This is a genomic window from Acinetobacter sp. UBA3461, from assembly GCF_002381195.1.
Classification (GTDB): Bacteria; Pseudomonadota; Gammaproteobacteria; order Pseudomonadales; family Moraxellaceae; genus Acinetobacter; species Acinetobacter schindleri.
Genome location: NZ_DFRO01000038.1, coordinates 1 through 12,263 on the forward strand (window position 1 = coordinate 1; position 12,263 = coordinate 12,263).

A 12,263-nucleotide genomic window follows, 5' to 3' on the forward strand; every position below is an offset into this window, starting at 1 on the left:
TTAATGTTTAATTTACTATATTGAATTAAATTTTAAGATTATCTTAAGATAATAAATGGATTTAGACTTAAGTCTATTATTTTTATTAAAATAAAGATCTTTATATAAATAAAAGATAATAATTATTAATTTTTTATAATTTAGTAAAATTGGAATGGATAAAATCATAATGATTTCATGTTGTTAAGTTAAATCAATTGGGATTATTAATTTAATTTGTAAGATAATTTTGAAAAAATTAAATACTTGAAAAATAAGCAAAATAAACGTTTAATTAATTCTGATTATTTTGGTTGGTTTTTTTAGGGGCTCCTATGCAGGTTCAAGTTATAGCAAAAGAAAATGGTAGTAATAGTTTAATAAAAAATTATTTACATAAAATTAAATTAACTGATAGCTCCATTGTCTTAATAGATGTAAAAGTTGAAGATATAGAAAAGATTGAATATTTAAATAATCAGGCAGTAATCACTTTAAAGAACGGTGAAAAAATAGCAGTTGATAATTTTAATATAGAAGAAAGCTCGCTAGTTTTTAGAAATGAGCAAGCAGAATTGTTTTTATTTGATTTTAAAACAGTTACTTATAACCCTATAGATAAGATTGAACCATTATTATATGGGCAGTCAGAAAGTTCATTTGTAAGTGTTTGGCCATTTGTTGGTTTAGCGCTTGGTGGAATTGGTCTAATTGCGGGTGCGGCAGGAGGTAGTGGGGGTGGCGGATCATCAGAAGCAGTAACAAAAGTGAAAAAGCCTCAGGATGTTATCATCGGTAATGGTGATTCATTTATCAATAAAGAAGAAGTTCAAGATGATAAGGTTGAAGTCACTATAGACTTACCTACAGGCTTAACAGATCAGGATAAAGTGATCGTAAATGGTGAAGAGCATGCACTTACACAAGAAGATGTTGAAGCAGGTAAAATTGTAGTTAATGTACCTTTAGAGGGAAAAACTGAAGGTAAATTTGATGTTACTGTAGAAATTAAAGATAAAGCAGGCAATGTTTCTGACAGTGTTACAGAGTCAGCGATTATAGATCTCACCCCGCCGATAGTAGATGATGTGATCCTTAAAATTGATAGAATTGCGCAAGATGGTGTAATTAATATTGAGGAATCAAACGACAAAGTTATTGTAATTGGTCAATTGACCTCGATACCTAAAGATAGCATCGCAACTAAGATTCAAGTTACGGTAGGTGAAGAGACTGTTGATGCCATTATTTTTGATTTTAAAAATGGTATTTGGTCGGCACAACTTCAAGGGGCATCATTTGGTAATGTAGCTGGTGAAGTTAATGCGACAGTAACCTTTAAGGATCAAGCGGGTAATACTTCCACCAAGAGTACAGCTTCAAATTATGAAGTAGACCTAAGTAAGCCTGAAGTTAAAAGTATTGAACCTGCAGATAAAGTTCTAGCCAAAGATGAAGTTGTCACAATTACGATTACCTTTAATGAAGAGATTAAGGGCCTTGAGCTTTCTGACTTCGAAGCGAAAGGTGGCTTGATTTCAGGTCTTCAACAGTTTGCAGATGATAAAACAGTCTGGACTTTAAGCTTTAAACAGGCAGGTACAGATCAACCAAGTCTTAAACTAAAAGAAGGGTCGTACACAGACCTTGCAGGCAACCCGGGTTCAGAGAAAGTCTTGGATAAAGCCAATGGTGGATTTGAATCGGACATCACACCACCAGCATTAGGTGATGTAATTTTCAACATTGTAAGTATTGCTACTGACGGTATTGTCAATGCCGTAGAATCAGCGTCTTTAAATGTTCCTATTGTTGGTAAGTTAAGCTCAATTCCATCAGACAGTACGCTTACAGCAATTAAAGTTACAGTAGGTGATCAAGTTGTTGAAGCACAAATTGTTAACTTGGAAACAGGTGAGTGGACAGCGAATATTGAAGGTAAACATTTCCTCAATAATACTCAAGTTTTGGCTGAAGCGACGTTTAAGGATGCGGCAGGAAACACTTCAGCTAAGACAACGGTTGAGAACTACACTGTAGATACAACTGCACCGAAAGTTGAGAGTATCACAGCATCGGATACGCTTTTGGCTAAAGGCGAAAAAGTAATTATTACTGTCAAGTTTAGCGAAGAAGTTAAAGGCCTCGACATTAATGATTTTGTCCCAGTAGGTGGTAGTGTTAATAACCTTCAACAATCTGCAACAGACAAAACGGTATGGACTTTAGAGTTTGTACAAGAAGGTGCAGATCAACCAAGTCTTATACTTAAAGAAGGCTCTTATACTGATCTTGCGGGTAACCCGGGTTCAGAGAAAGTCTTGGATAAAGCCAATGGTGGATTTGAATCTGATATCACCCCACCAGCGTTGGACGGCGTAATCTTCACAATCGAAACTGTTGCAGAAGATGGCATTGTGAATATTGCAGAATCTCAAGATAAAGTTACGATTGTTGGTCAATTAACATCAATTCCTGCTGATAGCATTGAAACTGTAATTCAAGTTACGGTGGGTAGTGAAACAGTCGATGCGACTATTACAGATGCCCAGTCCGGTACTTGGGCTGCGGTATTATCCGGTTCATCATTCATTAATGTTGCGAATCAAGCTAAAGAAGTTAATGCGACAGTAACCTTTAAGGATCAAGCGGGTAATACCTCCACCAAGAGTACAGCTTCAAATTATGAAGTAGACCTAAGTAAGCCTGAAGTTACAAGTATTGAGCCTGCAGATAAAGTTTTGGCTAAAGATGAAGTTGTCACAATTACGATTACCTTTAATGAAGAGGTTAAAGGCCTTGAACTTGCTGACTTCGAAGCGAAAGGTGGCTTGATTTCAGGTCTTCAACAGTCTGCAGATGATAAAACAGTCTGGACTTTAAGCTTTAAACAGGCGGGTACAGATCAACCAAGTCTTAAACTAAAGGAAGTGTCGTATACAGACCTTGCAGGCAACCCGGGTTCAGAGAAAGTCTTGGATAAAGCCAATGGTGGATTTGAATCGGACATCACACCACCAGCATTAGGTGATGTAATTTTCAACATTGTAAGTATTGCTACTGACGGTATTGTCAATGCCGTAGAATCAACGTCTTTAAATGTTCCTATTGTTGGTAAGTTAAGCTTAATTCCATCAGACAGTACGCTTACAGCAATTAAAGTTACAGTAGGTGGTCAAGTTGTTGAAGCACAAATTGTTAACTTAGAGACTGGTGAATGGACAGCAAATATTGCGGGTGAGCACTTCTTAAAAGGCATTCAGATTTTTGCTGAAGCTACTTTAAAAAATGCTGCCGGTAATAGTTCAACAATCTCAACTATTGCGAACTACCAGGTAGATACAACTGCGCCGAAAGTTGAGAGTATCACAGCATCGGATACGCTTTTAGCTGAGGGTGAAAAAGTAACCATTACCATTAAATTTAGTGAAGAAGTTAAAGATCTCGACATTAATGATTTTGTCGCAGTAGGCGGTAAAATTGACAAACTCCAACAATCTGCAACAGACAAAACGGTATGGACTTTAGAGTTTGTACAAGAAGGTACAGATCAACCAAGTCTTATACTTAAAGAAGGCTCTTATACTGATCTTGCGGGTAACCCGGGTTCAGAAAAAGTCTTGGATAAAGCCAATGGTGGATTTGAATCTGATATCACCCCACCAGCGTTGGACGGCGTAATCTTCACAATCGAAACTGTTGCAGAAGATGGCATTGTGAATATTGCAGAATCTCAAGATAAAGTTACGATTGTTGGTCAATTAACATCAATTCCTGCTGATAGCATTGAAACTATAATTCAAGTTACAGTGGGTAATGAAACAGTTAATGCGATTATAGATGCACAATCAGGTACGTGGACTGCGGTATTATCAGGTTCGTCATTTGGAGATGTGGCGGGTGAGGTTGTTGCTGAAGTAACATTCAAAGATAAAGCGGGTAATGAATCGAATAAAACAGCAAATGCTCCATATGCTATAGATTTAAAAGCTCCTAAATATACGAATAGTTATATTAATGAGGATGGAAAGATCGTTCTAGAATTTGATGAATTGCTTGATAACGATAATCCTCCTACATTCGACTCCTTTGTGATTATCAAAAATACGGATGAGGTTGTTGAGATTCAAGGGGTTGAAATCGTTGATCAGCAAGTTGTTATCACAACTGTGAAGCCGATTTATCAATCCGATAAAGTTCAGGTTTCTTATGTAGATAAAGACTTGAAAGATAAAAATGCGATTCAAGATGATGCTGGCAATGGTAGTTCAGAATTTAATACTGGTATTTTATCTAATGACTCGTTATTGAGTGGATTGGTGTCTGATTTTAATAATATTTCAGGTGTGCCAACATCTGTTAATCAAGACACTTTAGTTGCTTCAGGACGTGATTTTCTTAATTTATTCAATGTGACGAATAGCACGCAAAATGAGATTAAGGCAGGAACAGTATTTAACTTTGAAGCTGATGAATATGCAGGTAATCATTCAGTTAAGGTAAGTTTAGATACTAGTTCATTATTATCTGTTGCAAAGGCATATGGCGTTGTTTTACAGCAAAAGAATGTTGAAACAGGTGAGTGGGTTAATCTCATTTCTGCACCAATGGGTCAAAATGGTGTTGTTGCATCATTAGGAACTCAATATGCGTTAGGAGCGATTGATAACAATAGCGCTTCTGTCACATTTAGTGGTTTGGAGCCAGGTCAGTATCGAATCGCAACATATGCAGACCAGAGTGAACTGAAAAAATTGATCAGTGATATCGAGTTGGCTAATTTGGGTCAGGGGGGGTATTTACTAGGTAAAGATAATCAAGATGCCTTAATTAAAGAATTGAAACTGATTTTAGGTAAAGACTCGGTAGCAGGTGCAACTTTAATTGATTATTTAACTGCTATTTTAAATACAGTTAATCTCATCACATTCCCGATATCAGCATTAGTCGATAAAGTAATTGGTACATCTTTACTGAAACCACTTGTGTCAGCCCTTGACGAAGCAATTGATATTGTTGTCGGTAATCTTGTGAATAACTTAGTCAGCGTTCTACAAGAAACGACAGTCACTGTAAGTCCTTCAACAAGCTTCTATAAGGTGGTAGGCAACGTTATTAAAAATGATGCTTTAGATAATATTGTCGTGAAAGAAGTTGAGGTTACAACAGATAAGTCATCATCAAATGAAGATAGTGAACCTGTAGTAACGGAAGTTAATGGTTCTACAGTAATTAATGGTAAATACGGTAAATTGATTATTCAGCCAAATGGAGAATATGAATATACAGTTAGTCCAGAGTTTGCAAATTCTGGCTTGATTGAGACCTTTAAATATACTGTTAATAACGTTGGTTCTGAAACATTAACAATCAATCTTTCAAAGGCAACTCAAGAGTTACTTGCTATAGACAATAATGTTGATCTAAATCTAAATGTAGCTCCTTCTGAAAAATTCATGACGAAGGATGAACTTCAAGAGCACTATTCTAAAACAACAGTGAACGTTGCCTATATTGGTTTAGGCAGTGTACTTGATCTTGGGGCTTTAACACCTAAAAATTCACTGCAGTTTAAAGTTGATCCGTTAACGGAACAGGTCATTACTTTTAACGGAAAATCTGGAGGTGTTCAGGTTCTCACTAATTACAATTTGTATGTTTATAAATTAAATGAAAAAACGAATAAATTGGAATTAGTCGAGTTAAAAGAGAACTGGTTTGGCGTAGCACTCTTAGGTGGTGCTTCTAAACAACCTGTTACGTATACGTTTGACGAAGGCCAATATTATGCAGTTTTAGAGCCTACAAGTGGTGTAAATGCACTATACGGCTATACACTTGAAGCAACACAGAATAAAGTGTTGAACTATGCTAATCCAATTTCTGTTTCAGGTATTGCTAAAGGTAACTTAATTAATGACATTGATTTACAAGCAAAAGGGCAGGATGTAGGGCCAAATATTGAGAGTTCATTTATTACGCAGGTAATAGATGCTAAAGGTGTTGTGGTATCAGTTAAAACTGATCAAATTACTGATGCAGTGACAGTTCAAGGTAAATATGGCCAGTTAACCATTTCAGCAGATGGTACTTATAGTTATGAAGCCTTTAACAGTAAAAACTTTAACTATGGTGATGTAGAAGAATTTACATATACGATTTATGACCCAATTTCTGGTCAATCTGATAATGCACAACTTAAAATTACTTTAGACTTCTCAAATACAGAGAATGGCTTATCGACAGTAGTTGCTTTGTTAGAGATTGAGCCGACGGTTAAAACTTTAGTTGAGAAGGTAGAACTTGAGGATGTTAATCTCAATACCATAACGAAAGGTAAGATTAATGCGACAGCATTTAGTGTGGCTGAAATATCATTAGGCGACGTTGTAGATGCGGGAATTATCTCTGCTGATAATAGTATTAATATAAGTGTCAAATCGGGAGAATTGGCGAATATTAAATTCCATGCAAGTGCTTATCAGGCTGTATCTGTAGCAAGCATATTTGACTTACAGGTTTATAAAAAACTTGATAATGGTCAGCTTGAATTGTTTTACACCAAGCCGAACTACGTCGTTCTTCCAGTAACATTGGTCATTCCTTTAGGTGGTATTCATATTGGAGATCCAATTAATCTTGATTTCCCTGAAGGCGAGTATGTGGCATTGTTAAATAGCACTGGTGGTATCGGTGCTATTGGTGGTACAACACTGGAAGTTAAAGAAATTTCGGTTGAAGACTACAATAATCCAGTAGTGTATAAAGGTGAGGTTTCAGGTAAGTTAGATATTCCAGTTGATGGAAAAATCTATACTTTAAATGGAAAAAAAGTCGAAAGTCTGGAATCGACTGTAGTGAAGGGCACATATGGAACATTAACGTACCATGCAGATGGTACTTATGAGTATTTCGTCGATGCTACTTATCAAATACCGCAGTTTGGCATGATCGATACATTTAGCTATTCGTATAAAGAAGCGAATGGTGAAGTTGTATCTTCAATCCTAAATGTCAAATTATCTACTGTTGATGCAAATCAAGATAAGCAATTTGATTCAGAAAAAAAGGAAATTGATATTGCTGCACCAATGGTGAATAAAGTCGAACAAGTCATTATTGATGAAAAGACAGGACTCCGTTTACCAATATGGGATGAAATTAAGGACAAGGAATCAAAAGTTATTGAGATTGTAAATACGCCATATATGACGACAGATTTAACATTCTCATTAAATGTTGATTTGGATATTAAAGGTCTTTACAAGACAGGTTTGCATTTTGAGCTATATAAAATTGTTAAAAATGCCCAAACTGGAGAGGTTACGTATTCTAAAGTAGGAGATACAATTTCACTTAAAGATGTGCAAAAAGATACGCTCTCACATACTTGGGAGAATTTAAAATCTGGTACTTATACAGTGAAATATTCCATCGATGGCCATAATGGTACAGGAATGGATTATGGTTTCAATTTCTCTCAAACATATAACTACCATGATTCATGGACCTCTACTGGCAAAGATGCCGATTATCTAGCTGGCCAGGTTATAGGTAATTTCCTTTCTAACGATAAATTCGCGCTTGGTCTAAAAGATCAAGCTATCGTGAAATTTGGAAATAAATATCTTTATTTAGGTTCTAATGAAGTTCAAGAAATCACAGTTTACGGTAGTTATGGTGATCTTGTAGTAAAATCAGATGGTAGTTACGTATTCACGCCAAACGGTCTTGGTGGTGGTAGAGAGTATTTCGACTATGAAATTATTTCTCCAACAGGCGAGTCTGATAAAGCAGCGATAGAATTTAGTGTTGCTAAAGTTATTCAAGGGAATGAATTTAATAATCTAGTTGAAAGTTCAGCTTCTAATGATATATATACTTTAAGCTCAGGCTCTGACACTGTAATTTTTGATGTTTTAGATTTGTCTCATAATAATGGTGGTAACGGCATAGATACTTGGACTGACTTCCACTTAACAACATCATTAACAGATGAAAATGCCGACAAAATCGATGTAAGTTCCTTGTTAGTAGGTTATGAGCAAGGTGATGATCTGAAAGAATTTGTCTCGATCGGAAAAACTGCAGATGGTAAAGCTATCGTTCAAATTGACCGTGATGGTAAGGCAGATGAGTTCCAAAAAACCGATCTATTGGTACTAGAGAATCAAACTGTTGCTACGCAGCAAGCTCAGCTGGATTTACTCAATCAATTAATCGCAAATCAACAACTTATTGGTTAATTCATCGATCAGGAGAAAGTGGAATCACTTTCTCCTGATGAACTGTCATTTACAAATATCGAGTCAAACATGAAAAAAGCATTATTGTCTGTATTACTCCTTACAGCATCATTCACTCTAGCAAATGCAAATACGGAAACAAAAACATCAGCAAATTTAGGTGATTTTCAAGGTCGATACGCCCTTGATTGTTCAGTGCAAAAAGCCAACAACTTATCTTATGTAGTCGGAGATAAAAGCATTTTGCGTTTGATTTCTGCGAAGAAAAAGTTGGGCGCATTTGAAAAGAAATTTGTACGCCAGGGCAGAAAAGCAAGTGATAGTTCGCAGTATCAATTTACGGTTGCATACACAGGTTTTGATGTCGACTTTTATAAGAAAGGTGAACAGAACTGGATCAACGTACGTAGCACGGGCATCGTAAATCATTTTGGTCCAAAAACTAAAGAAGCACTGGTCCAATGCAAAAGTGAAACTTAGTTCTAAAACTCACTAAAACTACGAGTGAAAAAAGACTAGTTAGATACTAGTCTTTTTTTTTAATTCTTAAATTCATTAATGAATTTGCTAATTTTATAAAAACATATCTTAAAACTTTATGAAAAATAATGCTTAGGTTAAGATGAGCCATCATTTGTAAAAGCATTCTAGAAGACCTATGCAACCATTTGTTCTATATAACTCAGAGCAACGTAAAAAAGTAGAATTTGTGCCTCGTAAAGAAGGTCAGATTGATTTGTATGTTTGTGGGATGACGGTCTATGACTATTGTCATATAGGACATGCGCGTACAGTGGTTGCATTTGACTATATTATCCGTTTCCTGCGTAGTCAGGGCTGGAAAGTAAAATATATACGCAATATCACCGACATTGACGATAAAATCATTAAACGTGCCAATGAAAATGGGGAAAGCATTTCATCACTGACCAGTCGTTTTATTGATGCCATGAATGAAGACTTCGCCAAGTTAGGCTGTCTTGCACCGGATGAAGCACCAAAAGCCACTGATTACATCGATCAAATGCAAAACATGATTGGTACGCTAGTGGAAAAAGGAACTGCATATCCGGCAAATAATGGCGATGTCTATTTCGAAGTTGAAAAATTTGCCAAATACGGTCGTCTCTCAGGTCGTAAACTGGAAGATATGCAGGCCGGTGCTTCTGAACGTGTAGACGTCGAAGTTGAGAAAAAACACCCATTCGATTTTGTGTTGTGGAAACATGCCAAAGAAAATGAACCTTCTTGGGCTTCACCATGGGGCAATGGTCGTCCAGGCTGGCATATTGAATGCTCTGCGATGTCAACTTGCTGCCTAGGCAATCATTTTGATATTCATGGCGGTGGTGCTGACTTAAGCTTCCCGCATCATGAAAACGAGATTGCACAGTCAGAAGCAGCCACTGGCGAACAGTATGTGAACTACTGGATGCATGCGGGCTTTATCAATGTTGATGGCGAAAAAATGTCGAAGTCTTTGGGTAACTTCTTCACCATCCGTGATGTGATTGAAAAATTCCATCCAGAAGTGGTGCGTTACTTTATCGTATCTTCACACTATCGCAGCCCAGTGAACTATTCTGATGTAGCATTAAAAGAAGCGAAAAATACGCTAATGCGTTTCTATAATTCTTTCAAAGCTTATCAAGCGGTATATGGTGAGCAAGTTGTTGACACACTCGATCAAAGTTTTGTTGAGCGTTTCAATGCAGCCATGCGTGATGACTTTAATACTCCAGAAGCGATTGCTGTATTGTTTGAATTGAATAAAGAGCTAAACCGTGCAGTAAAAGATCAGAATCAGGAACAGGCCGCTGTTTATTATTCTACTTTGCGTCATCTCACCAATATTCTGGGTCTGGTACAGCACAATGTCGACGAATTCTTGAAGTCTGATATTGGTCAGGAAGCGTTAGGCTTGTCTGAAGCGCAGATTGAAGACCTGATCCAGCAACGTAAGGATGCCAAGAAAGAGAAAAACTTTACTCGTGCTGATGAAATCCGCCAGTCTTTATTAGACCAAGGAGTGGTATTGGAAGATACCCGTCAAGGTACGGTATGGCGTCGTGCTGATTAATTCGACAGTTGAAACGATAGAGAGTTGACAGTTAGCAGAAACTCTTTATAATCCACTCCCATATTGCGGGAATAGCTCAGTTGGTAGAGCACAACCTTGCCAAGGTTGGGGTCGCGAGTTCGAGTCTCGTTTCCCGCTCCAAAATTCAAAAAACCCTGATCGGAAGATTGGGGTTTTTTATTGCCTATGCAAAATAAAAAGGACAACCAGAACTGATTTACATAATGAAATTCTGAATAATGAAGAGCTTTCGGTCAGGGAGATTTCAAAACATTCAGTTTAAGTTTTATGAAAAGCCATACATTTTGAAACCTGTAATTTGCATAGATATGATAAAATTGCGAAAATTATTTTTACTAGACTGAGTCAACTCTGTATAGAGTTAAGGTAAACCTACTTTGAACCCACCAAATATGCCAAATCAAATAGACTTCCAGAAAGTTGCACTTGAAACACTGCGTATCGAAGAACATGCATTACAGATTTTAGCTGCCCAAATCGATGAGCGTTTTAGTCAGGCATGTGAAATTATCCTGCAGTGTAAGGGGCGTCTGGTGATTACCGGGATGGGGAAATCCGGGCATATTGGCCGCAAAATGGCCGCGACTTTTGCCTCTACAGGTACGCCTTCATTCTTTATGCATCCAGGTGAGGCGGGACATGGAGATCTCGGCATGCTGGTACCGGGTGATGTACTGATTGCCATTTCAAACTCAGGCAAGAGTGATGAAATCATGATGCTGATGCCTTTGATCAAGCGTCTGGAAATTCCTTTAATTACCATTAGTGGTGACGACAAAGGCCCTATGCCACAAAATGCCGATGTCGCTTTAACTTTGGGTAATCTTCAAGAGGCTTGTCCGCTTGGTCTGGCGCCAACTTCAAGTACTACAGCGACTCTGGTGTTAGGCGATGCACTGGCTGTCGCTCTTTTAGATGCACGTGGTTTTACTGCTGACGATTTTGCCTTGTCACATCCAGCAGGTGCCTTGGGTAAACGCTTATTGCTGCATGTTAAACACCTGATGCATACTGGTGCAGAACTGCCGAAAGTGTCACCAGATACACCGATGAATCAAGTTTTATACGAAATTTCAAATAAACGCCTAGGTTTAACCACAATTGTCGATCAAAATGATGTTCTGCTGGGTATTTTCACGGATGGGGACTTGCGCCGATTGATTGATAAGCAGCAAGGTTTTGATGTCAATCTGCCGATTCAAGAAGTGATGATCAAAAATCCTCTGACGATTTCTCAGGAAGCACGTGCTGTAGTAGCGCTAGAACGTATGAATGAACGTAAAATTAATCAATTTGTAGTTGTTGATGATGCCAATAAAGTCATTGGTGTAATTAGTATGCATGACCTGATTCAGGCTGGGGTAAATTAATAGATGGCATCTTATGTATTATTAGAGCAGGCACGTCATATTGCAGCACTGGTGCTTGATGTAGATGGGATTCTAAGTGACGGTTTTGTCACGCTAACCAATACGGGTGATGAGATCAAGTCCTTTGATATTCGTGACGGTCTGGGTATGAAGCTGGTTCAGCAAGCTGGAATTAAAGTGATTATCATCACTGGACGTCAAAGTAATATTGTAGAAAAGCGTATGTCTGATTTAGGGGTAGACCTAGTCTATCAGGGGCGTGAAGACAAAGGCGTTGCCCTCAAAGAAGCTTGCGCTCAGTTGAATATCGATCCTGAAGATTGCCTGTATATGGGCGATGACTGGCCCGACCTGTCAGCTTTTGCCATTGCTGGCATGAAAGTGACAGTTCCAAATGGTCATGTCGAAGTACGTCGTCGTGCCGATCTGGTGACTCAGGCGATGGGTGGCCGTGGTGCGGTGCGTGAGATCTGTGACATGCTTTTAATGTCTAAAGGTGTTTACCAAGAATTACTTGAAAAGTTTACTCGTGCGCCATATTAATCAACTATACGTTCTGGATTAAGT

5 protein-coding genes and 1 tRNA gene are annotated in these 12,263 nt (G+C 37.7%); all 6 read left to right on the top strand.

From position 1 onward, the window contains the following. Window positions 1–314 precede the first annotated feature (314 nt). The 6 genes from B3D47_RS10535 (at window position 315) to B3D47_RS10560 (ending at window position 12,239) form a co-directional block, all read left to right on the top strand. The gene (locus tag B3D47_RS10535; RefSeq protein ID WP_286861934.1) at window positions 315–8,225 is read left to right on the top strand and encodes a BapA/Bap/LapF family large adhesin; all 7,911 of its coding nucleotides are present in this window, start codon (window positions 315–317) and stop codon (window positions 8,223–8,225) included. Window positions 8,226–8,294: 69 nt separating this feature from the next. Further along, window positions 8,295–8,705 (top strand): hypothetical protein, encoded by a 411-nt coding sequence (locus B3D47_RS10540; protein WP_286861936.1) that lies wholly within the window; start codon window positions 8,295–8,297, stop codon window positions 8,703–8,705. A 178-nt stretch (window positions 8,706–8,883) separates the two neighbouring features. Further along, window positions 8,884–10,305, top strand: coding sequence for a cysteine--tRNA ligase (gene cysS / locus B3D47_RS10545; protein ID WP_286861938.1), 1,422 nt, complete (start codon window positions 8,884–8,886; stop codon window positions 10,303–10,305). A 65-nt stretch (window positions 10,306–10,370) separates the two neighbouring features. Beyond that, window positions 10,371–10,446 (top strand) — tRNA-Gly (locus tag B3D47_RS10550). A gap of 272 nt (window positions 10,447–10,718) precedes the next feature. Next, the gene (locus B3D47_RS10555) at window positions 10,719–11,696 is read left to right on the top strand and encodes a KpsF/GutQ family sugar-phosphate isomerase (RefSeq protein ID WP_005221710.1); all 978 of its coding nucleotides are present in this window, start codon (window positions 10,719–10,721) and stop codon (window positions 11,694–11,696) included. 3 nt (window positions 11,697–11,699) lie between these two features. Beyond that, window positions 11,700–12,239 carry a KdsC family phosphatase gene (locus B3D47_RS10560; RefSeq protein WP_004894328.1) on the top strand — a complete coding sequence of 180 codons (540 nt, stop codon included), beginning with the start codon at window positions 11,700–11,702 and terminating at the stop codon, window positions 12,237–12,239. Window positions 12,240–12,263 lie beyond the last annotated feature (24 nt).

What these genes read in the sequence shown, in the direction of transcription:
- B3D47_RS10535 (WP_286861934.1), top strand. Translation starts at nt 315, where the DNA reads ATGCAGGTTCAAGTTATAGCAAAAGAAAATGGTAGTAATAGTTTAATA.
- B3D47_RS10540 (WP_286861936.1), top strand. Translation starts at nt 8,295, where the DNA reads ATGAAAAAAGCATTATTGTCTGTATTACTCCTTACAGCATCATTCACT.
- cysS (WP_286861938.1), top strand. Translation starts at nt 8,884, where the DNA reads ATGCAACCATTTGTTCTATATAACTCAGAGCAACGTAAAAAAGTAGAA.
- B3D47_RS10555 (WP_005221710.1), top strand. Translation starts at nt 10,719, where the DNA reads ATGCCAAATCAAATAGACTTCCAGAAAGTTGCACTTGAAACACTGCGT.
- B3D47_RS10560 (WP_004894328.1), top strand. Translation starts at nt 11,700, where the DNA reads ATGGCATCTTATGTATTATTAGAGCAGGCACGTCATATTGCAGCACTG.